The organism is Ruegeria sp. BHSA123, assembly GCF_059613425.1.
Map to the genome: position 1 here is coordinate 53,523 of NZ_JBXWSL010000001.1, position 23,110 is coordinate 76,632.

At 55.6% G+C, this 23,110-nt stretch carries 22 protein-coding genes and 1 tRNA gene; 8 read left to right on the forward strand and 15 right to left on the reverse strand.

The window, feature by feature from the left end; genetic code table 11:
* Positions 1-282 precede the first annotated feature (282 nt).
* Positions 283-852, forward strand: coding sequence for a peptidoglycan L,D-endopeptidase MepK (mepK, locus tag AC2FNC_RS00295; protein ID WP_480472813.1), 570 nt, complete (start codon positions 283-285; stop codon positions 850-852).
* Between the two features lie 273 nt (positions 853-1,125).
* Here mepK and AC2FNC_RS00300 read toward each other — a convergent pair.
* The 10 genes from AC2FNC_RS00300 to iscR all read right to left on the reverse strand — a co-directional run bounded on the left by AC2FNC_RS00300 (position 1,126) and on the right by iscR (position 8,977).
* Positions 1,126-1,202: transfer RNA gene (locus AC2FNC_RS00300), tRNA-Arg, on the reverse strand.
* 77 nt (positions 1,203-1,279) lie between these two features.
* Entirely contained in the window at positions 1,280-2,500 is a 1,221-nt protein-coding gene (locus AC2FNC_RS00305; RefSeq protein WP_480505150.1) for a cysteine desulfurase, read from the reverse strand.
* A gap of 13 nt (positions 2,501-2,513) precedes the next feature.
* A complete protein-coding gene (locus AC2FNC_RS00310) occupies positions 2,514-3,056 on the reverse strand; it encodes a YIP1 family protein (protein ID WP_480472817.1) in 543 nt (180 codons plus the stop codon).
* A 20-nt stretch (positions 3,057-3,076) separates the two neighbouring features.
* On the reverse strand, positions 3,077-3,562 hold the full coding sequence (locus AC2FNC_RS00315; protein WP_480472819.1) for a YIP1 family protein: 486 nt from the start codon (positions 3,560-3,562) through the stop codon (positions 3,077-3,079).
* Positions 3,562-4,842 carry a Fe-S cluster assembly protein SufD gene (gene sufD, locus AC2FNC_RS00320; protein ID WP_496714248.1) on the reverse strand — a complete coding sequence of 427 codons (1,281 nt, stop codon included), beginning with the start codon at positions 4,840-4,842 and terminating at the stop codon, positions 3,562-3,564. The genes AC2FNC_RS00315 and sufD overlap by 1 nt, the downstream gene beginning before the upstream one ends.
* Positions 4,842-5,597: a Fe-S cluster assembly ATPase SufC gene (gene sufC / locus AC2FNC_RS00325; protein ID WP_480472823.1), complete on the reverse strand. Its 756-nt coding sequence runs from the start codon at positions 5,595-5,597 to the stop codon at positions 4,842-4,844. The genes sufD and sufC overlap by 1 nt, the downstream gene beginning before the upstream one ends.
* 48 nt (positions 5,598-5,645) lie before the next feature.
* On the reverse strand, positions 5,646-5,849 hold the full coding sequence (locus AC2FNC_RS00330) for a hypothetical protein (protein WP_480517060.1): 204 nt from the start codon (positions 5,847-5,849) through the stop codon (positions 5,646-5,648).
* Positions 5,849-7,369 carry a Fe-S cluster assembly protein SufB gene (gene sufB / locus AC2FNC_RS00335; RefSeq protein WP_480472827.1) on the reverse strand — a complete coding sequence of 507 codons (1,521 nt, stop codon included), beginning with the start codon at positions 7,367-7,369 and terminating at the stop codon, positions 5,849-5,851. Before sufB ends, AC2FNC_RS00330 begins: the two co-directional genes overlap by 1 nt.
* A gap of 18 nt (positions 7,370-7,387) precedes the next feature.
* Positions 7,388-8,467, reverse strand: a complete 1,080-nt coding sequence (locus AC2FNC_RS00340) for a cysteine desulfurase family protein (protein WP_496714251.1) — start codon at positions 8,465-8,467, stop codon at positions 7,388-7,390.
* Positions 8,468-8,518: 51 nt separating this feature from the next.
* Positions 8,519-8,977, reverse strand: coding sequence for a Fe-S cluster assembly transcriptional regulator IscR (gene iscR, locus AC2FNC_RS00345; RefSeq protein ID WP_209596301.1), 459 nt, complete (start codon positions 8,975-8,977; stop codon positions 8,519-8,521).
* 179 nt (positions 8,978-9,156) lie between these two features.
* Here iscR and AC2FNC_RS00350 point away from each other — a divergent pair, with 179 nt between their 5' ends.
* The 6 genes from AC2FNC_RS00350 (at position 9,157) to AC2FNC_RS00375 (ending at position 14,631) form a co-directional block, all read left to right on the forward strand.
* A complete protein-coding gene (locus tag AC2FNC_RS00350; RefSeq protein ID WP_170424714.1) occupies positions 9,157-9,810 on the forward strand; it encodes an alpha/beta hydrolase in 654 nt (217 codons plus the stop codon).
* A complete protein-coding gene (locus AC2FNC_RS00355; RefSeq protein WP_480493134.1) occupies positions 9,810-10,055 on the forward strand; it encodes a hypothetical protein in 246 nt (81 codons plus the stop codon). The genes AC2FNC_RS00350 and AC2FNC_RS00355 overlap by 1 nt, the downstream gene beginning before the upstream one ends.
* Complete coding sequence (locus tag AC2FNC_RS00360) at positions 10,052-11,221, forward strand: HD domain-containing protein (RefSeq protein ID WP_480553533.1); 1,170 nt, start codon at positions 10,052-10,054, stop codon at positions 11,219-11,221. Before AC2FNC_RS00355 ends, AC2FNC_RS00360 begins: the two co-directional genes overlap by 4 nt.
* A 362-nt stretch (positions 11,222-11,583) precedes the next feature.
* Positions 11,584-11,919, forward strand: coding sequence for a DMT family transporter (locus tag AC2FNC_RS00365; protein WP_480517066.1), 336 nt, complete (start codon positions 11,584-11,586; stop codon positions 11,917-11,919).
* Positions 11,920-11,995: 76 nt separating this feature from the next.
* Positions 11,996-13,813 carry a translational GTPase TypA gene (typA, locus tag AC2FNC_RS00370; RefSeq protein ID WP_480472835.1) on the forward strand — a complete coding sequence of 606 codons (1,818 nt, stop codon included), beginning with the start codon at positions 11,996-11,998 and terminating at the stop codon, positions 13,811-13,813.
* 614 nt (positions 13,814-14,427) lie between these two features.
* Positions 14,428-14,631 (forward strand): hypothetical protein, encoded by a 204-nt coding sequence (locus AC2FNC_RS00375; RefSeq protein ID WP_480472837.1) that lies wholly within the window; start codon positions 14,428-14,430, stop codon positions 14,629-14,631.
* Between the two features lie 150 nt (positions 14,632-14,781).
* Here AC2FNC_RS00375 and AC2FNC_RS00380 read toward each other — a convergent pair whose 3' ends face one another.
* The 4 genes from AC2FNC_RS00380 to recA all read right to left on the reverse strand — a co-directional run bounded on the left by AC2FNC_RS00380 (position 14,782) and on the right by recA (position 19,976).
* Entirely contained in the window at positions 14,782-15,405 is a 624-nt protein-coding gene (locus AC2FNC_RS00380) for a transglutaminase-like cysteine peptidase (RefSeq protein ID WP_496714255.1), read from the reverse strand.
* Between the two features lie 372 nt (positions 15,406-15,777).
* On the reverse strand, positions 15,778-16,065 hold the full coding sequence (locus tag AC2FNC_RS00385; protein ID WP_480517072.1) for a DUF1330 domain-containing protein: 288 nt from the start codon (positions 16,063-16,065) through the stop codon (positions 15,778-15,780).
* A 1-nt stretch (position 16,066) separates the two neighbouring features.
* On the reverse strand, positions 16,067-18,739 hold the full coding sequence (gene alaS / locus AC2FNC_RS00390; RefSeq protein WP_496714257.1) for an alanine--tRNA ligase: 2,673 nt from the start codon (positions 18,737-18,739) through the stop codon (positions 16,067-16,069).
* Between the two features lie 169 nt (positions 18,740-18,908).
* Positions 18,909-19,976: a recombinase RecA gene (gene recA, locus AC2FNC_RS00395; RefSeq protein WP_480472844.1), complete on the reverse strand. Its 1,068-nt coding sequence runs from the start codon at positions 19,974-19,976 to the stop codon at positions 18,909-18,911.
* Positions 19,977-20,168: 192 nt separating this feature from the next.
* On the opposite strand from recA, the gene AC2FNC_RS00400 reads away from it, so the two are divergent.
* Positions 20,169-20,762, forward strand: a complete 594-nt coding sequence (locus AC2FNC_RS00400; protein ID WP_496714259.1) for a sulfotransferase family 2 domain-containing protein — start codon at positions 20,169-20,171, stop codon at positions 20,760-20,762.
* A gap of 4 nt (positions 20,763-20,766) precedes the next feature.
* Here AC2FNC_RS00400 and AC2FNC_RS00405 read toward each other — a convergent pair whose 3' ends face one another.
* Entirely contained in the window at positions 20,767-23,058 is a 2,292-nt protein-coding gene (locus AC2FNC_RS00405; RefSeq protein ID WP_496714261.1) for a hybrid sensor histidine kinase/response regulator, read from the reverse strand.
* Positions 23,059-23,110: the final 52 nt, after the last annotated feature.

Here is a 23,110-nt window from a genome sequence, read left to right on the forward strand (position 1 = left end):
CGCTTGTCCACTCACGAAGTTCTTACCAATTCGCTTCTTCGTGGGCCTGATGCGCGTTTGCATCGGCAGGGTGACCCAAAGCCCACAACTGCGAAGTTTTCGTGATTCGCTGTGACATATGCGCAAAAAACTGCCGAAAATTCCCCCTTGAAAAGGTGCAATTGAAACACTTCTTGGCCGTCGATTCCGATTGTGCCATACATTCCGCATCTGGGATGGGAATAATTAAGACAGTGCACGTAACATCGTGTGCAGGCAGGAACAGTACGGGACGAAACTAAAATGACAGAGAGCAGTTCCTCGGGCTTGACCCGGCGTGCCCTATTGGGAGCGTTTGCAGCAACGGCAGTCGTAGCAGCACCCACCTACTCCAACGCAGCAGGCTTTTTACGCGGTGGCGGCGATATTCGTCGCATTCGTATGTATTCCGGTCGCACTGGCGAACGGTTGGATATGATCTATTGGGTCGATGGTAAGTATATCAAGGACGCTGTCAAAGAAGTGAACAACTTCATGCGTGATTGGCGCACAGATCAGGTAAAATCCATCGATTTGCGCACGATTGATATCATGGCGGCATCACACAACCTGCTGGATGTCAACGAACCCTATATGCTGTTGTCCGGCTATCGCTCTCCTCAGACCAACGCAATGCTGCGCTCCCGGTCGCGCCGTGTGGCGCGCAATTCGCTTCATATGGAAGGGCAAGCAGCTGATCTGCGCCTTGCCTCCCGCTCGGTTTCACAGATGGCCAAGGCAGCGATGTCGTGCCGCGCAGGCGGAGTTGGTCAGTATTATGGATCGAACTTCGTACACATGGATTGTGGCGTGGTTCGCACCTGGCGCGGGTAACACCCGGACGCTTTTGGCCTGTTCAGAACTTATACTGACTGTATCTTCCGGTCGGTTTTCTCGTAGTCGTAGCGATTGGCGGCAGAGCCGCCAAGTCTGCTAATTTGCTATTCTCGGCACCTGACAGAATATCTCTCCCTCAAGCACTGCAACTCAGCTATGATTATTAGCTTGCGAGCCGTTGCAATGACTGCACAATCAATGCGCTAAGCAAGCCAAATGACAAGCCCACTGTTCAGGGCTTCCGAATTCAATCCGACGTTGAATACAGGGTGGCGCACCTGAGAGGATTCGAACCTCTGGCCTCTGCCTTCGGAGGGCAGCGCTCTATCCAGCTGAGCTACAGGTGCCTTGGCCGTTAGCTAACCTTGTTCCAATCCGGGTGCAACTGCAAATCGCGATTGCCGCACTCTTATCAAAACCAAAATCAGGCAAACAGATCATGCGCCAATTCAAGCGCTTCGATCAGTGTATCAACTTCATCGGTAGTGTTATAGAGACCAAAGCTGGCGCGGCATGTTGCAGTCACCCCCAGATGGTCCATCAGCGGCCCGGCACAGTGGTGACCGGCGCGAACCGCTACACCTTTCTTGTCGAGAATGGTTGAGACGTCGTGAGCATGGCCAGCACCGTCCAGCGTAAAGCTGAAAATCGCGGCCTTGTCCGGGCGAGTGCCTTGAACCTGCAACCAGTTCAGCCCAGTCAGACGTTGCATCGCGTAATCGCGCAAGCTGGATTCATGAGCTGCGATGTTTTCCATCCCCAGGTCCATCATATACTCCAGCGCCACGCCAAGACCGATGGTCTGTACGATCCCCGGCGTGCCGGCCTCGAACTTCATTGGCGGGTCATTATAGATGATCTGATCCTTGCTGACCTCTTTGATCATGTCGCCGCCACCGATAAAGGGGCGCATTTCGGCCATGCGTTTGGATTTGATGTAAATCGCACCTGACCCTGACGGCCCATAAAGCTTGTGGCCTGTGATCGCGTAGAAATCGCACCCTATTTCTTCGACATTTACCGGCATGTGAACGGCACCCTGACTGCCATCAACCAGAACCGGGACGCCCTTGGCGTGGGCACCATCAGTTATGGCTTTCACATCTACAACCGTACCCAGCACGTTCGAGCAGTGTGTCACTGCAACCAGCTTGGTTTTCGGTCCGATTGCATCGATTACCGCCTGCGGGTCAAGCCCGCCCTCTGCGTCGACATCGACCCATTTCAGCACGACGCCCTGTCGTTCGCGCAGGAAATGCCAGGGTACGATGTTTGCATGGTGCTCCATCACACTCAGAACAATCTCATCGCCCGCTTCAAGTCGCGGCATAGCCCAGCCATAAGCGACCAGGTTGATCCCTTCGGTCGTACCAGAGTTCAGGACGATCTCATTCTCGTTCGATGCCCCCAGAAACCGCGCGATCGTGCCACGAACGGCCTCGTATTTCTCTGTCGCAAGATTGGACAGGAAATGCAGGCCACGATGGACATTCGAATACTCCTCGGCATAGGCCCGCGTCACCGCGTCAATGACCACCTGAGGTTTCTGAGCCGAAGCACCATTGTCGAGATACGTCAAAGGCTTGCCATTCACCTGACGCGACAAGATCGGAAAGTCAGAGCGGATTTTCTGCACATCATACATAAGAGAGGTATTCCTAGACGGGCCCGGTTGGGCTTAGAAACAGAACGAAGGGGATGGCGACAAGGGCTGACAACACAATTACCGCAAAGGATTTCCAGAGCGACCCGAGTTGATGCGCTTCGTTCAGAAAATGAAGCGTGACGTAAAGGCTCAGGATTGCTGTCGCCAACAATGACATCATCATCAGGAACGGTAGGGTCAGGCTCAAGATCAGCGTCACGACCAAGGCGGCTATTTGCAGGAATTGCAGCCAGATCGTCAAAACCATCAGATCATCGAACTTCGCCAGACCTCCAAGCATTCGCCCGACCAGCAGGAATGCGACGATGCTCAGCATCATGGCCCCAGCCGAGCGCACCAAAACCATGGGAATGCTTTCGAGCGCCGGAGAGGGTTGGCCTGCCGCCATTGTTATTGACAAACCTATTCCCAATTGGACAACGCAGTTCAAAACGACCGCCAGTGCAAATGCCAGCCAAAGCACTTCTCGCCCCAGCTTGAGCGCCATCAGCCGTCGCGCCGCTTCGGCCGGGTTCCTGATCGTCAGGACAGCCATATTTCCCAGAAAACTCGAATTCATGCGACGGACCTTTGCACTTGTCTGAGACCGGATACCCAGAACCAGACAAAAACAGCAACCCAGACAAGACCCACAATCGTCAATGTAGGCCCTGGTCCGATAAACCCGGCGACAAGGCCGTTCAGCAGAACCAGCGGTGCAGACGACAACAGCGCCCAGAACAGCGCCAGGCGCGCACCATAAGCGCTTCCCTGACCGCCAAACAAGCGCGCCGCCCAATGAGACACCAGTGCCAGCGTGTAAAAGACCAAGGGCAGAATGAACACGGATCCGAGCAGAGCACCACCCAAAAGCATGTTCAGCTCAACGCCTTCCAGATGCGCTTTGCGCGCAAGGCCAGGCATCTGGGCGATGAATGCCACCACACAAAACGCCATGACAAAGATCAGCGCACGGTCTTCTCGTTGACCCATATCCAGAAGCCTGCGCACCACGCGCCCCGGCCCCTTGTACGTTGCCAGGATATCTGACGACAGGGCCATCAGCTTCGGCGCGCCAGCCACCCTTCCAGACGGCTTAAGATTTCATCTGCTAATGTGCTGTCTTCGATCTCGTCCACTGCTTCGGCCAGGAATGCCAGCGTCAACATGTTGGTCGCGTCCTTGACCGGTACACCCCGTGACCGAAGATAGAACAACGCCGTATCGTCAATCGCACCCGAGGTTGAGCCATGGGAACACGCCACGTCATCGGCGTAGATCTCAAGTTCCGGTTTAGCGAGGAACTGGCTGTCATCATCTAAAAGCAGCGATTGACTGATTTGGTAACCATCGGTTTTCTGGGCCCCTTGCTTTACAAGGATCTTGCCCTGAAACACTCCGGTCGCACCGTTGCGAAGCACTTTCTTAAAGACCTGACGGCTTTCGCAATTCACCGCGTCATGGGTGATAAACACCGTGTCATCATGGTGGAAATCACCATCCCCAACACAGGCCCCGGCCACATGCGCCACCGCATTGTCGCCTGTCAGTTCAACGACCTGTTCGTTACGGGTCAGCACCCCATTCGCCGTCAAGGTGAAGGACTTGTAGACCGATTCTGCCCCCAAACGCGTGAACATATGGGTCGCGGCGCGACGTTCGTGGTCCCTGCCCTGCGCCCGCACATGATGCAGCGTCCCCTTGTCGGCAATTTCAATCTCTGTACATTTGTTGAAACGCGACGCCGCCGGGCCGGATTCAAGAATAGTCACCTCGGCCCCGCTTTCCACGCGAATGACGTGATGCAGGATCGCGTCGGATGTCGGCGAGGCATGACGATAGATCAGGTTGATCGGTTTGGAGGGTTTGCCCGTAACGTGAATGGCAACGCCGTCCGACGCAAAAGCCGTGTTCAATGCAGCCAACGGGCGTTGAACCGGGGACTGGCCGCGCGCTTCCAGAACGCCATACAGGTCTTTTGCCCAATGAATGTCTTTGCAGCAGATGTCTTCAATCCGGTCGATCTTGACACCGTCCAGCGACAGGTCATCGGATTCCTCGGCGCTGAACACCCCGTCGACAAAAACAATTTTCAAACGGTCAAGGTCGTTGAAAAGCACCGGTTCATCATTGATAAACACCGCCGCAGGCAAAGCCTCGGCAGAAATCAGACTATCGGGTTGAGTGTATTTCCAATACTCATCCCGGCGCCCCGGCAGGCCGGATTCCAGAACACGCGCCAAAGCGTCTTCGCGTGCACCACGGGTGCAGCCCGCATCGGGCATGATCAACGTAGCCAGACGCGCCTCGGTTGCGGATTGTTTCGCTTGCGGCAAAGCCATCAGTTCACCTCGGCCAGAATGTCGGCATAACCGTTGTTTTCAACCTCAAGCGCCAGTTCAGGTCCGCCCGTCTTAACGATGCGACCATTGGCCATGATATGCACAACATCCGGTTTGATGTGATCCAGCAGGCGCTGATAATGCGTGATCACCAGGAACCCACGGCCTTCGTCCCGCAGGGCATTCACACCTTCGGCCACCAGTTTCATCGCGTCCACATCAAGGCCCGAGTCGGTTTCGTCCATGATGCACATCTTGGGTTCAAGCATGGCCATCTGCAAAATTTCGTTGCGCTTTTTCTCACCGCCCGAAAAACCAACATTGACCGGGCGCTTGAGCATATCCGCGTCGATCTTTAGCGTCTTTGCCTTGGCACGCACCTCTTTCAGAAAGTCTGCGGCAGACAGTTCCTCTTCTCCACGGGCCTTGCGCTGCGCGTTTACCGCGGTGCGCAGGAACGTCATGTTGCCAACGCCGGGGATTTCAACCGGGTATTGGAAGGCCAGGAAAACACCTGCTGCCGCGCGCTCTTCCGGTTCCATCTCCAGCAGGTTCTGACCGTCCAGAGTGGCCGAACCTTCGGTCACTTCGTACCCGTCGCGCCCCGACAGAACATAGCTGAGGGTCGATTTGCCCGACCCGTTTGGACCCATGATCGCGTGTACCTTGCCAGCCTCGACCGTCAGGTCCACACCTTTGAGGATCTGCTTGTCTTCTTCTTCAAGCTGTACGTGCAGGTTTTTGATTTCCAGCATTTTTTGTCCTTTTGCGTATCGCAAGGGGCGTCTTGGCCCCGCATTGTTCTAGCCCAGTAATCTGCGGATCAGTCTGGCGAGGATCCAACCCAGGATCGCCCCGCCACCTACCGCCCAAACCGGGTTGATGAATTCCATGTAATGGGTGTTGACGTAGGCCACGCCAAGCAGCCCCCCCAGAACCGGCAATGCGTACCCAAGCCAGGTCAACACATCATCCTTACGGATGCGGGTTCTGGGTGACTGCGTCATCACCCAACCGACCCTTCAAGTGAGATGGCCACCAACTGCTGTGCTTCCATCGCAAACTCCATCGGAAGCGCCTGAAGCACGTCCTTGCAGAACCCGTTGACCACCAGGGCCACGGCTTCTTCCTCGTCCATGCCGCGCTGACGGCAGTAGAACAGCTGATCGTCATCCACTTTTGACGTCGTCGCCTCGTGCTCAACGCGGCTCGAGTTGTTCTTGACCTCGATATAGGGAACCGTATGTGCACCGCATTTGTCGCCGATCAGCAGACTGTCACACTGTGTGTAGTTCCGGCTGTCCTTGGCTTTCGGGTGCATCGACACAAGCCCACGATAGGTGTTCTGGGCCTTGCCCGCGCTGATGCCCTTGGACACGATGCGCGACTTGGTGTTCCTGCCCAGATGAATCATCTTGGTGCCGGTGTCGGCCTGTTGATAATTGTTGGCAATCGCGATCGAATAGAACTCACCCTGGCTTTCATTGCCGCGCAGGATGCAGGACGGGTATTTCCATGTCACGGCCGATCCGGTTTCCACCTGCGTCCACATCACCTTCGACCGGTCACCCCGGCAGTCGGCGCGTTTGGTCACGAAGTTATAGATACCGCCCTTGCCGTTTTCATCCCCCGGAAACCAGTTCTGAACAGTCGAGTATTTCACCTCGGCATCTTCTTCGACGATGATCTCGACCACGGCAGCATGCAGTTGTGCCGTGTCACGTTGGGGTGCGGTACAGCCTTCCAGATATGAGACGTACGAGCCCTTGTCAGCAATGATCAGGGTGCGTTCGAACTGACCGGTGTTCTCGGCGTTGATGCGGAAATACGTGCTTAGTTCCATCGGGCAGCGAACGCCCGGCGGGATGTAGACGAATGAGCCATCCGAGAATACAGCTGAATTCAACGTTGCATAGAAGTTGTCCGATACGGGAACCACGGTTCCCAGGTACTTCTTGACCAGCTCAGGATGCTCTTTGATTGCCTCAGAGATCGAGCAAAAGATCACGCCTGCCTTTTTCAGTTCGGCCTGAAAGGTGGTACCCACGGAAACCGAGTCAAACACTGCATCGACCGCAACCTTGCGGCCCTCGGCGGGAGCATCCTCAGCACCTTCGACACCAGCCAGAATCATCTGTTCTTTCAGAGGGATACCAAGCTTTTCGTAAGTGGCGAGCAGCTTTGGATCAACCTCATCCAGAGATTTGGGTTTCTCTTCCATCGATTTGGGGCGGGCATAGTAATACTGGTTCTGAAAATCGATTGGCGGATAGTGAACCATCGCCCATTTGGGCTCTTCCATTTTGGTCCAACGCTCGAACGCGGCCAAACGCCATTCGGTCATCCACTCAGGCTCATCGTTTTTCCCCGAGATCAGACGGACGATATCAGGGTTCACGCCTTTGGGGGCGTATTCCATCTCGATATCGGTATTCCAGCCATATTTATATGTGCCGACCTCACGAACCGCATCCACGGTTTCCTGATCGACACCTTCTTTCACCTGGGTCTGGTCCAAAGTGGCCATGACTTACCCTCCGTCAGATCACGCAGCCCGCGCGCGATGCTTTTTCTCTTTTTCAAGCCACGTTTCGGCGAAACGCAGCACATCTTCTTCCGTCGTCTCTGGCCCCAACGAAACGCGGATTGCGCATGAGGCCACCGTCTCATCAAATCCCATTGCCGTCAGAACCCGACTGGTTTTGACTTTGCCGCTGGAACAGGCGGATCCCGCACTGATGGCAAAGCCAGACAAGTCCATCTGCATCACCTGCGTTTCGCCTTTCCAGCCGGGCGTCGCGAAACACAGGGTATTCGGGAGTCGCTCCTGATTTTTCCCGACAAAAATAGTAGATATTGCACCAGCCTCAAGGGCGTTTTCTAGAATATTTCTAAGTTCTCTGACTTTTTCCCATACTCCATCAGCCAGATCGCGTTGAGCTGCCTCGGCAGCCGCGCCAAAACCAGCAATACCCACCACATTTTCAGTGCCGGATCTTCGCCCCATCTCCTGACCGCCACCGCTGGCCAAAGGTTCGATATCGATACCTTGCCGCAGGATCAAAGCGCCAACACCTTTTGGCCCGCCAATCTTATGCGCCGACAGGATCGCCATATCTGCGCCACTCCAGGCAAAGGAAAACGGAGTGCGTCCAACAACCTGCGTAATATCCAGCAACAGCCAATCAGCGCGCCGCGCGCCATAGGGCCACTGGTTCTCAACTTTCTGAGGCGGATGCGTGATGACTCCGGTCTCAGAGTTCGCTAGCCCCATCGCCAATATGTGCCCGGGGCCAAAAGGATGCTCGCTGCAATGGGTCAAGTCGAAATGCGACCACAGCGCATCGTGGGCGGTGCTGTCGACAAAGACGTCGCAGCCTTCGGGGCGGTTTTGCAGAACCCGCGCTGCTTCGGTCGCGCCAGAGGTAAATATGACCTCTTGCGGACGGCAACCGACGGACTCGGCGACCTGCGCCCGCGCGCGTTCGACCAACGCTTTTGCGGCACGCCCTTCTGCATGAACAGATGACGGGTTCCCGACCACATCCATCGCCGCGATCATCGCCTCGCGTGCTTCGGGTCGCAGCGGTGCGGTCGCATTATGATCCAGATAAACACGTTTCATGGATACATCTTTTCTCGCACAGTAGTCATATACATGTTCGACTTGCCCAGCTCATTCATCGACGACGGAAAACAGGCTTGGAACTGCCGGGCAAGGCGCAAGGTCATTCCTGATCACATCCGACAGACGCGTCTGGTGCAAAAAGACATAAACATGCGCGCTCAGGCTTTCCCACAAACGGTTCGTCAGGGATTGCGCCCTGCTGCCCGATGACGCACCGGATGCTCCGGCCCCTTTTTGCAGGGCGTCAACCGTCTCATCCACGGCCGCAAGAACCTCGACTACGCGAATCTCGGACGCGGGACGTGCAAGACGATACCCCCCTCCGGGCCCACGGACAGATGCAACCAGTTCCGCGCGACGCAGCTTGACGAAGAGCTGTTCAAGATACGGCAGAGAAATGTCCTGCCGTTCCGAGATTTCGCCCAGGGTTACCAGCCGGTCTGTTGGCTGAAGCGCGATATCCGCCAAGGCGACCATTGCGTAACGCCCTTTGGTCGAAAGCTTCATTCTCTGCCCCCTTTTAGACGGATCTACGCGAAATCATTGACGCCGACGCTGCCAGTGCGTATCTCCGACTGGCAGCGCGATTGCGCCAAGCAATGTAATTAGAACCGTTCTAAGGTGTCCGACGATTATAGTCAAGTATATCCGGATGCCCGCACGAAAATGACAGGACCAAAGCACACATGCCCGAGGTGATTTTTCCCGGACCCGAAGGCCGCCTGGAAGGCCGCTACCACCCGCAAAAGGAAAAAGACGCACCGATCGCCATCGTGCTTCACCCGCATCCTCAGTTCGGCGGGACCATGAACAACAAGGTGGTCTATAACCTGCACTATGCCTTTTACAACATGGGCTTCACAGTGCTGCGTTTTAACTTCCGCGGCGTCGGTCGCAGTCAGGGCGAATATGATCAAGGTGTTGGCGAGCTGAGCGATGCGGCATCTGCGCTGGATTACCTGCAATCCATGAACAACAACTCGAAACACTGCTGGGTTGCGGGCTTTTCGTTTGGGGCGTGGATCGGAATGCAGTTGCTGATGCGCCGCCCCGAAATCACGGGTTTCATCAGCGTGTCGCCGCCTGCCAACATGTATGACTTTTCCTTCCTTGCGCCCTGCCCGTCTTCGGGCCTGATCATCAACGGATCGGCTGACCGCGTGGCACCACCAGCGGACACCACTGCGCTGGTCAACAAACTGCACGAGCAAAAAGGGATCACGATCACCCATAACGAGGTTGAGGGCGCGGATCATTTCTTCCAGGATCGCCACATGGACACGCTGATCACAGATGTCAGCGACTATGTGAAACGTCGGCTGACCGAGAACACCCGCTAATGTCCGACACCATCACATCGCTTGCGGCCAAACTGGCCGAAGATACGATGAAGGTTATGGACGAAACCGGCGAAGACCGGTTCTTTGTAGAAGTGGGTCAGGTTCTTGGTGCGGCGTCTCAATCTTTGGAAGAGGCATTCCTGACGGAAATTCGCGTGCGTCTGGCTGAACGCAAGGCACGACAATTCGTGATCAAACGCCTCGCCGCGCATCGCGCGAAACTCAAGGCGATCGAAAAGCAATGACCGACCGCCTTGTTGCGCAGGTCGCGTTTCTGAAACGGGCCGACAGTCTGAAACTGGTCGAGCGGGCAAATGTCCTGCTTGACCAATCGAGGCCCGAAAACTCCGCCGAACACAGCTGGCACTTGGCATTGTGGGCAATGGTCATGGCACCACTGGCCGGGCCGGACATCTCGGTCGACCGGGTCATCCGCATGTTGCTGCTGCATGATCTGGTTGAGATCGTGACAGGTGATCACCCGATTCACCTCGACACGGATTGGGGCAACGTGGCTGAGGCTGAACAGGCCGCCGCACAGGAATTGTTTGGCCTGTTGCCCGACGAACAAGCACAGGAATTTCTTTCGCTCTGGCATGAGTTTGAGGCGGATCAGACCCCGGATGCCCGGTTTGCCAAGATTCTGGATCGCTGCCAACCGCTGTTTCAGGTTCTGTGCGCCACCGACCCGCGGCAGGATCATGTAGAAATTGCGCGTTCGAACCTAGCGGACGGACGCGCATCGTATCTGGCCCTTGCGTTTCCACTGGCCCACCAACATGCCACAAACCTCTTGAATAACTCGACCCCTCAGGATGACGCATTCACGAGAAGATTGGCGTTTCTTACAGAAGCGGACCAGTTGAAATCCGTTCTGCGCGCGTCACGCCTGATGGCCAGCGACCGGTTCGAAAACTCGGCGGAACATTCTTGGCATGTCATGCTCTATGCCTGGGTATTGGCGGAATACGCGCATTCGGATGTTCAGTTGGACCGAATACTACAGATGTTGCTTTTGCACGATGTTGTCGAAATCGACGCGGGCGACCACCCGATCCACGGTCATGTCGACCACGCGGAACAGGAAGCCAAGGAACAGGCCGCCGCCAAACGATTGTTTGGCCTTCTGCCTGACTGTCAACACCGGTCATTTACTGAACTATGGCACGAGTTTGAGGCGGCTGAGACCACAGAAGCCAGATTTGCAAAGGCTGTTGATCGTTTTCAGACACCCATAGCAAATCTGGAAACAGGTGGCGGGTCATGGGTCGAATACAGCGTTAAATTCGATCAGATTGTTACGCGTGTCCGACCCGCAATTGCAGCGGGAGCGCCTCAGCTGTGGGACTGGCTGCAACCCCAACTGGTTGCGCATTTTGAATACTGTGAAACACGCGACCCTCAGGCATAAAAAAAGGAGCCTGAAGGCTCCTTTTTTCTTGCTTGGTTTCTAGCGGCGTTCAAAAAACACTACTACCATCAAACTGTTGAACCAAGTTGGCTGCATTCACTTCGACGGACCCCCCGTCAGCAAGCCACCCAATCGCCACTATCAGAGCCGAAGCAAATATGATTGATTTCGCAAATAACGTCATCGCTCAAAACTCGTTAACAAAATTAAAAAATATGGGGCAAATATTACATTCATTCGATTGAAAAAACAGTCAGGTATACCTGACCCAAGGTAATCTTGTAGACTGCAAGGCGGTCGACGTATTTCACTCACGCAAATCGCCATCTAGCCACCCGACCCACCCTTTTCGAGGTACTCAAATGCCCCAAGCCTATCTGTATTTGTTGCTGGCTGTGCTGGCAGAAACCATTGGCACGACGGCCTTGCAAGCCAGCCAGCAGTTTTCGCGGTTCTGGCCATCCGTGATTGTTGTCGTTGGGTATGCGTTTGCATTTTACCTCATGGCGCTGACGCTGAAGGTCATGCCTGTCGGTATCGTTTATGCAATCTGGTCCGGTCTCGGTATATTCCTGATCGCCGTAATCGGATTCATCGTGTTCGGCCAAAGGCTGGATTGGCCTGCGATCCTGGGGTTGACGTTGATCTTGTCCGGAATCCTGATCATTCACCTCTTTTCAAAGACTGCCGGACACTGAACCACGGTTAGGGCTGGTATATTTTGCCGCGCCACGTTATGCGCGCGGCAACTTCCCGTTCAAAGGCTGACCTCTCATGGACCTGCGCAACATCGCAATCATCGCTCACGTGGACCACGGCAAAACGACCTTGGTCGACGAGCTGCTCAAACAATCCGGTGCTTTCCGGGAAAATCAGGCCGTCGCGGAACGTGCCATGGACAGTAACGACCTGGAGCGTGAACGCGGCATCACCATCCTGGCAAAGGCCACGTCGGTCGAGTGGAAAGACACACGCATCAATATCGTCGACACCCCTGGTCACGCCGATTTCGGAGGCGAGGTCGAGCGCATCCTCAGCATGGTCGACGGTGTTGTTCTGTTGGTGGACGCCGCAGAAGGCCCGATGCCCCAGACCAAGTTTGTAACGTCCAAGGCACTGGCGCTGGGCTTGCGTCCGATCGTGGTCCTGAACAAGGTCGACAAGCCGGACGCCGAACCTGACCGCGCACTGGACGAATGCTTTGACCTGTTCGCCAATCTCGGTGCGGATGACGACCAGTTGGATTTCCCTTCAATGTACGCCTCGGGCCGTTCTGGCTGGGCGGATATGGAGCTGGACGGCCCCCGCAAGGACTTGAGCGCACTATTCGACTTGATCGTCGATCATGTCCCTGCCCCGAAACAGATCGAACACAAAAATGAACCCTTCCGGATGCTGGCCACGACGCTGGGAAGCGATCCCTTCATCGGCCGTATCCTGACTGGCCGCGTCGAAAGCGGAACGCTGAAGGCTGGCGACAGCCTCAAGGCGCTTAGCCGCGATGGTTCGGTCATCGAAAACTTCCGTGCCACGAAAATCCTGGCGTTCCGGGGCCTGGGTCAACAGCCCATTGACGTGGCCGAAGCAGGCGACATCGTGACCATCGCTGGCATGAGCAAAGCCACCGTAGCGGATTCGCTGGTAGCCCCTCAGGTCACAGAGGCCCTGCCCGCGCAGCCCATCGATCCGCCGACCATCACCGTGACCTTCGGTATCAATGATTCTCCGTTGGCGGGCCGTGATGGCAAAAAAGTTCAATCACGCGTCATTCGAGACCGCCTGATGAAGGAAGCCGAATCGAACGTCGCCATCCGTGTCACCGACACCCCGGGCGGTGAGGCGTTCGAGGTTGCGGGCCGCGGCGAGCTGCAAATGGGCGTTCTGATCGAGAACATGCGCCGAGAAGGCTTTGAACTCAGCATCTCGCGCCCTCAGGTTCTGTTCCGTGAGGAAGACGGGCAGCGGCTTGAGCCCATCGAAGAAGTCACCATTGACGTGGATGACGAATATTCTGGTTCCGTTATTGAGAAGGTTACCGGCGCGCGTAAGGGTGAACTGGTCGAGATGCGCCCGGCCGGTACGGGCAAGACGCGGATCATCGCCCATGTCCCGTCCCGTGGTCTGATTGGTTACCACGGAGAATTCCTGACCGACACGCGCGGTACCGGTGTACTGAACCGTGTGTTCCATGACTGGGCGCCACATAAAGGGCAAATTCCGGGCCGTCGCGCAGGCGTTCTGATCTCGATGGAGAAGGGTCAGGCTGTGGCTTATGCGCTGTGGAACCTGGAAGAGCGTGGCCGCATGTTTGTTGGTCCGCAAACAGACGTGTATCAGGGTATGGTGATCGGCGAACACTCACGCGACAACGATCTGGAAGTGAACCCTCTTAAAGGCAAGAAGCTGACAAACGTGCGCGCCAGTGGAACCGACGACGCGGTCCGCTTGACGCCGCATATCCAGTTCTCACTGGAGGAGGCAATTGCCTATATCGACGATGATGAACTGGTGGAAGTCACACCAAACGCGGTGCGGCTGCGGAAGCGTTTTCTTGACCCGCACGAGCGTAAGCGAATGGCCAAATCTGCCTAGAACACCCTCAGGTTGCAAACTGACCAAACGGAAACAATGGCATTAGTGTGGCAAATTTGCTTCCAATTCGACAAAAGACGAAATCAGAAAAACCGGGCCCACTGCCCGGTTTTTATTTGAAAAATAACAGTTTTCTGTACATGGTTGAAGGCTTCTGACACAAACCTCATCAACAAGATATTGTAGGTGCCCTCAAATTATGGTCAAAGCACGTCAGAAGTGTGACGTCCTTCACAAACACCGATACGGGAATGGTGCATAGAAGGACATAGTTTAGTTATCGAGTTCCAAGGAGTTCAAAATGGGTAATAGAGCTCGCAAGTTTCCACTGTTTTTTATTGCGACAACTTTTCTGCTTTCACCTGCCGGTGAAACCTTTGCCGCTGGGACATGTACGGTTGCAACAGCACGGCAATCCGCTGCGTCCGCTCAGGTTTTGTGCGAATGTGACTCTGTCACAACTGGGATGTTGAGGTACATCCAGCGTCGTGCTGACTTTGATAAGATTGTAGCACGCCTGGGTGCCGAGTGCTCGCCGCTCGCAGATTTGCTCACCGACCTGCCCACCGCGTCGATCGGTTCACCAGATTCACGCTCGGGGGATGGTCCCGCCAATGAACCAGACGACAACAACAGGCCTGACTTTGGCGGTCCACAAGGCGGCTCTGACCCACAAAGTGATCCTGACCCGCAGGGTAATCCCGATCCCCAAGGCGATCCTGACCCGCAAGGCGATCCCGATCCCCAAGATGATCCCGATCCGCAAGATGATCCCGAACCACATAATCCGGATTACGACTACCCCGGTGACGGTATAGGCCTTCGTTAAAAAGCCCGACCGAAAAAAAAGGTCGCCGAAACGTTTGTCCGGCGACCTTTTGGCTTACGGCGTGGTAGTTCTCAGTGGCGATTGACCGATCCGACTGACAACATCGCCATCGTGGCCAAGCGCTTTATTGGAACAAGACCTAGCTTTCTCCGTATATCCCAACCCATCTCTTGGGTTGACTGGGATCCTGCATTCTTAGAAATAGGTATCTTGTCTTTGACCAGGGTTTGATTCTGTTGGTCTGATTGTCCAACACCAGATCGCCTTGCTGGGACCGATATACCAGAACAGCATGAGAATTACGACGCGTATCCAAAACGGTTGCAATCAAAAGCTTACTTGGATCAACCCCCGCATGGATCAGATCTCTTTTCTTCAACAATGCAAAGTCTTCACAATCACCGCCTCTGGGTGTTGGCAATGCCCATCGCTCACGCGTTTTGTACTGAGACTGATCCGTAACTTCCCGGGTCGACGCATTCACGCGACGATTCACTTGATTTACCACCGTCAGCTCTTGGTGGCTGGACAACGTCACCGAACGTTTCGCAGTGCAAGCCCAGTTATATTGGTTGCATAGGTTGATTGCACCTGAAGGCGGAGGCGAAGACGCAACGGTAGGGATAAAAACGCCGTCGGATGCCTGCGCGACAGGTGCGGACGCTATGACGCCGATACACACGGTGCAGATGCCCAATGCGCGCGACGCAACCGATGCAAGCACGGCAACACACCTCTTGGGTAAATTCGTTAATGAAATCATGCGAGGTCCCCGATCCGATGTTCTTCGAGCGATTGCATGTCCAACTGCACCACATTCTGTTTCTTGAAACTATCTGTGATCAGGTGTTACGCGCAATCTTTTGAGAACCTGCAAGCGAAACAGGGCAAAAATTCGTCCGAGAATCTGACAATTTTACGTAAGAATTTTGTTGGCGCGGCCACAATTTGGTCAGGAACCATTCGGTAGAACGTGAGAACCGGAAGATAAGATATTGAAACCTAACAATTATATAAAAAACAGCCCGCTATCGCGGGCTGATCGGCATCAACCAAACATGACATAAGCCGAATCTTGCTTATCCACTGCCGGTTTTCTTGAAATTATCAGTGCCTTGGAAGCAAGGCCCAAATGTCACTCGGTGATTTCTACCACAATCAGTTCACGCTCGCTTGCGCCGCGCGCGTGATTCAGGGCTTGCTGGTACTCATCCGAGTGATAGCATTCAACCGCAACCTCCAGCGACGGGAAGCGCGCCACTACGTTTCGTGGACGTTCCTTGCCTTCCAGCTGAACGTATCGCGCAGCACGGGCGATAAACTCGCCCCCGTGCTTGGCGATGGCCGGTCCGGCCAGTTCGGCGTATTTGCCGTAAGCCTCGGCGTCTGTCACCGTGACATGCGCAATCCAAAGAGCAGGCATATTATCCTCCCAAAACCTGTTGTGCGGCCTTGATTGCCGCATCTGCATTTGATGCATCCTTGCCACCGCCCTGGGCCATGTCAGGACGGCCGCCGCCGCCTTTTCCGCCCAACTCGATCACGGCCGCTTTTACAAGATCCACCGCCGAAATCCGTCCGGTCAGGTCTTCTGTCACACCTGCCGCAACGGCCGCCTTGCCGCCCGTATCCGCAATCAGCAGCACCGCACCCGATCCAAGTCGGCTTTTGTGTTCGTCAATCAACGCTGGAAGGTCCTTGCCTGAAACACCGCTGAGGGCTTGCGCCAGGAATTTCACGCCATTCACATCCCGCGCCTCGGCACCACCGCCCTGACCGGCCCCGCCAGCCATAGCCAGATCCCGGCGCAACTGAGCCACTTCGTTCTGCAAGGCCTTGCGTTCGTCCAGAAGGCTTTTCACGCGCGCCACCACGTCGTCCGGTTGCGCTTTCAGTTCCGATGCGACCTGAGCCAGACGTTGATCTTGCGCCGAAAGATAGCGGAAGGCTTCATCGCCGGTCAGCGCTTCGATCCGGCGCACACCAGCACTGCTGGCGCTGTCACCCAACACAACAAAGGTGCCGATATCACCTGTCTGGCGCACATGTGTGCCGCCACAGAGTTCTATCGACCACGTATCTCCGTCATGACCTTTTCCTGTTGGCGCCTTGCCCATAGAGACAACACGAACCTCGTCACCATATTTCTCGCCGAACAGGGCCTGGGCACCCAATGCGCGCGCGTCGTCGGGTGTCATGACCCGGGTTTCAACAGTCGAATTCTGGCGGATGAAATCGTTCACCTCACATTCGACTTTTTGGATTTCCTTCAGGCTCAGCGCTTTGGAATGACTGAAGTCGAACCGCAGGCGATCCGCCGCGTTCAGCGAACCGCGCTGCGCCACGTGATCACCCAGCGTTTCGCGCAATGCTTCATGCAGCAGGTGCGTGGCCGAGTGATTGGCGCGAATGGCGGAACGGCGGGCATGATCAACCTCAAGCTCTACCGCGTCGCCTTTGCGAACAACTCCGCTTTGTACCGCCACCTTATGTGCATAAACCTTGCCGTCGGCAAACTTCCTTGTGTCCTCCACGCGGCTCAGGTGATCGCGATCCTCCAGCCTACGCAACGCGCCAGTATCGCCGACCTGACCGCCGGCCTCTCCGTAGAACGGGGTCTGGTTCACGACGACCCAACCGCTGTTGCCCGCGTCGATCTTGTCGACCAGTGCACCATCAACAACCAGGGCGACAACCTGCGCTTCGGCTTTCTCGGTATCATAGCCCAGGAAATCCGTCGCACCGGCGGTATCCAGCACATCGAACCATACGACCTGATCCGCCGCTTCACCTGACCCGGCCCATGCGGCACGTGCCTTGGCCTTTTGTTCGGCCATCGCGGTATCAAAACCGTCCGTGTCGACGCTCAGGCCCTTTTCACGCAGCGCATCCTGCGTAAGATCCAGTGGGAAGCCATAAGTGTCGTAAAGCTTAAAGGCCGCTTCACCTGACAGGGGTGCCCCCTCGGAAAGCCCCGAAACCTCATCATCCAGCAACTTCAGACCACGGTCCAGTGTCTGCTTGAACCGGGTTTCTTCCAGCAGCAGCGTCTCTTCGATAAGCGGTTGCGCCTGTTTCAGTTCAGAATAATGCCCGCCCATCTGCTGCACCAGCGTAGGCACCAGGCGATGCATGACAGGATCCTGGGCGCCCAGCAGGTGCGCATGGCGCATGGCGCGGCGCATGATCCGGCGCAGAACGTATCCGCGACCGTCATTGCTGGGCATCACACCGTCTGCAATCAGGAACGAGGTCGAACGCAGGTGATCCGCGATCACCCTGTGATGCACGTTCTGGTCGCCATAGGGATCGACACCGGTCGCATCCGCCGAAGCCTCGATCAGGGTCTTGAACAGGTCGGTGTCATAATTGTCATGGCTGCCCTGCAACAGCGCCCCAATCCGTTCGAGCCCCATACCGGTGTCGATGGACTGCAAGTCAAGCTCGACCATCGAGCCATCTTCGAACTGCTCGTTCTGCATGAAAACGACGTTCCAGATTTCGATGAACCGGTCGCCATCTTCCTCGGGTGATCCCGGAGGGCCACCCCAGATGTGATCGCCGTGATCATAGAAAATCTCAGTGCACGGACCGCAAGGTCCGGTCGGGCCCATCTGCCAGAAATTGTCATTGGTGGCGATGCGGATGATCCGGTCCTCGGGCACACCGACCTTCTTCCAGATTTCAAAGGCTTCATCGTCGGTATGGTAGACCGTGGTCAACAGGCGGGTCTTGTCGATACCGAATTCCCTGGTGATCAGTTCCCATGCAAAAGGGATCGCTTCATGTTTGAAGTAATCCCCGAATGAGAAGTTCCCCAGCATCTCAAAAAACGTGTGGTGACGCGCCGTATAGCCAACATTGTCAAGGTCGTTGTGCTTGCCGCCCGCACGCACACATTTCTGTGCAGTGGTGGCGCGTTTGTAATCGCGGGTTTCCAGACCGGTGAACAAGTTCTTGAACTGCACCATGCCTGAGTTCACGAACATCAACGTTGGGTCATTGCGCGGCACCAGCGGGCTGGACGCGACGACCTCATGCCCTTGTTTTTCAAAGTAGTTCAGAAAAGTCGATCGGATGTCGTTCAGGGTTGGCATAGGGCTCTCTCGGCGCACATATATCTTGGTCTCCGTTGGTTTAGCCCCCCGTCAAGTGAGTGTCCACAGCAGAGGCACTCTGGAACGAAACAAGGCGACCCGATCAGGCCGCCTTGTTACAACTGTTGCAGTCTTTACGCAGAGGCTACGGATCACCCGCCTCAGGGCATCAGGCCTCCAGAATATCGTCATCCTCGGCAAACCCTGGCGACAAGTCGAATTCCAGCCCATGCGCCGCGCGGATCTTGTCTTCGATATCCAACGCCACCCGGCTGTTTTCCCGTAGGTATTGTTTGGCGTTCTCACGCCCCTGCCCGATCCGCTCATCACCATAGCTGAACCAAGACCCGGACTTTTCGACAACACCGGCTTTGACACCCAAATCCAGCAATTCGCCCATCTTCGAGATGCCTTCGCCATACATGATGTCGAACTCGACCTGCTTGAACGGCGGGGCCACCTTGTTCTTCACAACTTTTACGCGGGTCTGGTTCCCGACCACCTCATCCCGGTCCTTGATCGCGCCAATCCGGCGGATATCCAGCCGAACCGAGCTATAGAATTTCAGCGCGTTGCCACCGGTTGTGGTTTCCGGACTGCCGAACATTACGCCGATCTTCATCCGGATCTGGTTGATGAAGATGACCATGCAGTTCGAGCGGCTGATCGAGCCTGTCAGTTTGCGCATCGCCTGGCTCATCAGTCGGGCCTGCACACCGACACTGCTGTCGCCCATGTCCCCTTCGAGTTCCGATTTCGGCGTCAGGGCAGCGACCGAGTCGACAACAACCATATTGACCGCGCCCGAGCGCACCAGAGTATCCGTGATTTCAAGCGCCTGCTCACCGGTATCGGGCTGCGAGATCAGAAGCTCATCCAGATCAACACCCAGCTTGCGGGCATATTGCGGGTCCAGAGCGTGTTCCGCATCCACGAACGCGCAAACTCCACCCCGCTTTTGCTGCTCAGCTATACAATGAAGGGTCAAAGTGGTTTTGCCCGAGCTCTCAGGCCCGTAAATCTCAACAATACGCCCCATCGGCAGTCCGCCGATACCCAGCGCGATATCCAGACCCAGCGACCCGGTCGAGCTCGCCTCGATGTCCTGCCGGGCATCTTCGCCCAGTTTCATGATCGATCCCTTGCCGAACTGCCGTTCGATCTGGGCCAGCGCACTGTCGAGCGCCTTTTGCTTGTCTGCGTTTTTCTTGTCGCTCATTGTCAGAAGATCCGCCATTGTCCTGTCGCCTTCCCTTTTGTCACACCCTTAATCGGGCGGCAATCGCTGCTTTGTTCGCCTCTTGTTCCTTATGAGATCAAAAAGAGAACATTTCAACCAAAACTTACAGAAATCAGTCTTCTCCAATTGTGTTAAAGAGTCGTTTACGACAATCTGCACAAGTAACATGGCAATCTTGGGGATCGGTAAATGCTTGTTTTTTATAAAGAACGACTGGCTTTTCTTTCTGTCCCCAAGACTGGAAGCACGGCTTATCATACGGCGTTGCGTGACCGGGCAGATCTCATCGTTTCACATCCACCAGAGCTTAAACACGCCCCGGTGCGTCGGTATGACCGGTTTTTCCAGACCATGTTTCGAAAACTGTTTGATACCGAGATGGAAATTATGGCCGTTGTACGCGAGCCGGTGGATTGGCTGGGCAGCTGGTACCGGTTCCGCAGTCGCGAAGATTTGATAGGTCAACTACGCTCGACACGTGACATGAGTTTTGACACGTTCGTGCAAGCCTATTTGCAGGACACACGTCCCGAATTTGCCAATGTCGGCAGCCAGGCGCAATTCTTCCGTACCCGCAACGACAGCGCTGGCGCTCGTCATATCTTCAAATACGAACATCAGGACAAGGTGTTGGATTTTCTGCAAACACGGCTGGACATGCAGATCGATCTGAAGCGCGAAAACGTTTCGCCTCAGGGAGATTTACATCTGTCACCAGCCACCGAGCAGAAGTTTCGTAGTGCCTTCCCGGAAGAATTTGCGCTGCACAAAGCCGCATTGTGATTCATCAGTTGAGTTGTTGAAACACGGCCTCAGTCAGTTGGTTAAGGGAAAACGGCTTGGGCAGAAAGGTTGAGTTGGCAATATCCGGACCCGTATCGCCGAAAACGCCTTCGGTATACCCGGACACGAAGATCACACGCGCGTCCGGGCGCGTCTCCCTGGCCTTGCGCACCCAGGTCGGCCCGTCCATTCCCGGCATGACTACATCAGTGACGAATACATCAACACTTAACGCGGGATCTTCAAGCAGTCGAAGCGCCTCTTCCGCCGAGTCCGCCTCGAGCACGGTGTAACCCTTCAGCCGCAGGGCGCGCGTTGCAAAAGCACGAACAGGCGCCTCATCCTCGACCAGCAGCACCACGCCCTCACCCTGCCTGGCACTCTGAGATTCGGGCTGGGCTGGCAACTCGGCTTCGACTTCGGTCGCTGTCTCACAAACCGGAAGGAAAACCGTGAACTCGGTACCCCGTCCAATAGCACTGTCGACAAAGATGAAGCCGCCGGTCTGCTTGACGATCCCGTATGCCGTTGACAACCCCAACCCGGTGCCTTCACCAGTTCGTTTCGTCGTGTAGAAGGGTTCGAAAATCTTCTGCAGCTTGTCTGTCGGTATACCAACGCCGCCATCTACAACCTTGACTGTCACATAGTCGCCCGGTTGCACGGTTGCCCTGTCCCGCATCAGAGGTTGCGAAAGGGTCAACACGCTGGTCTCGATGCGAATTTCGCCCCCGTCCGGCATGGCATCCCGCGCATTAACGACAAGATTCATCAGCACCTGCTCGAGTTGGCGCTTGTCCGCCCGCACGGGTTTGAGCACCGGATCGTGGCTCAGCGTTAATTGCACCTTTTCGCCAACCAAACGGTTCAGCAGGTGAATAAGGTCCGAGATCGTGTCACGCAGATCCAACACTTCGGGCCTGAGGGTCTGTTTCCGCGAAAACGCCAAAAGCTGACTGACCAACGCGGCGGCCCGGTTGGCATTCTGATTGATCTGCACCAAATCCCCGTAATCCGGGTCATTCTGGTCATGGCGCAGCAGCAGCAGATCGCAGTGACCCGAAATGGCTGTCAGCAGGTTGTTGAAATCATGTGCTACACCTCCGGCCAATTGCCCTACGGCCTGCATCTTCTGGCCCTGAACGAATTGAGCTTCCAGCGTCTTCAGTTCAGTCGCATCGTTCAGAACCGCGATCAGGTATATCTTTCCGTCGACAAACACGCGGCTCAGGGTGACTTGAACAAAGATTTCCTTGTCGTCTCTGATGAACTGCAAGAACTCTGATCGCTGCGTTTCTTCTTGCGCTTCGGTCCGTTTCAACCATTCCAGCACAGGGCCACTCATGCCCCGCATGATGTCGCTGATATTACAGCCTTCAAGCTGCTTCTTTCCCAACAGTTTCGCCGCCAGCCGATTACTGTCCAGGATGATGCCGTCCACGGAAAGCCTGAGAATTGGAACCGGAAGGTCGGAGAAAGACATGACCGCATCCTGTGCGGGCATCTGCGTAACCGGTAACAAACAAAGGCTTCGTTCCGACCCGGATTGAGAAAGTTCGGACACGGCTGCCAGAATATGACCATCGCGGGTCCTGACCGCGTTGACAGCTCCAATCCGCGGTTCTGCTTCGCTGAAAATATCCTGCACTCCGGCAGGGTGCGCACCAAACAAACGCTCGGCCGTGGCATTGACGCGCAATACATCACCTGCGCGTCCAATGGTTACAACCGGCAAGCCAAGGGTTTGCCAACTATCCTGTTGAACGTAGTTAAAGCTCCAGCAGAACAGCCCCGGCCTCAATCGATGCACGGAAACTGAAATGGACCGGCCGCCACCGGGAAACTCGCTCTGGGCGCGTCTCGCGGCTTGCGCACGTGATTGCAGGCTCAGTAAGATCGCCGATGGATTGGCAAACTTGGAGCGTAAACAGCGGGCCAGGGTTTCGCCCCGTACGGCCCCCAACTTTTTCTCCGCCAGGACGTTCGCGGCCAATATGTCACCATAGCTGTTCGAGATCACAACCGGAGCATCCTCGCGCTCTGCGAAAGCGGCCAAAAGGGCCGATATTTGATGCAAATGCCTGTTTGTAATCGCCCCCTTGATCCCAAACAAAAGCGCCACACCCAACAGGGAGATGCCTGTTGCCAGCAATCCTTTTGTCCAGTCCGACGGCATAAATCCAACCGCAGGTGCCAGGCTGATCAACAGCGCTAGAAACACCAACGACCCGATCCGAAACACCGATGGAGTATTGGCGGCTGAAGGGGCTGGAAAGAACTCAGTGGTGTCAGGCATAAACGGCTCGGGCACAGGTTTTGCGGTAATAACAGGTAGAATTGGTTAACAC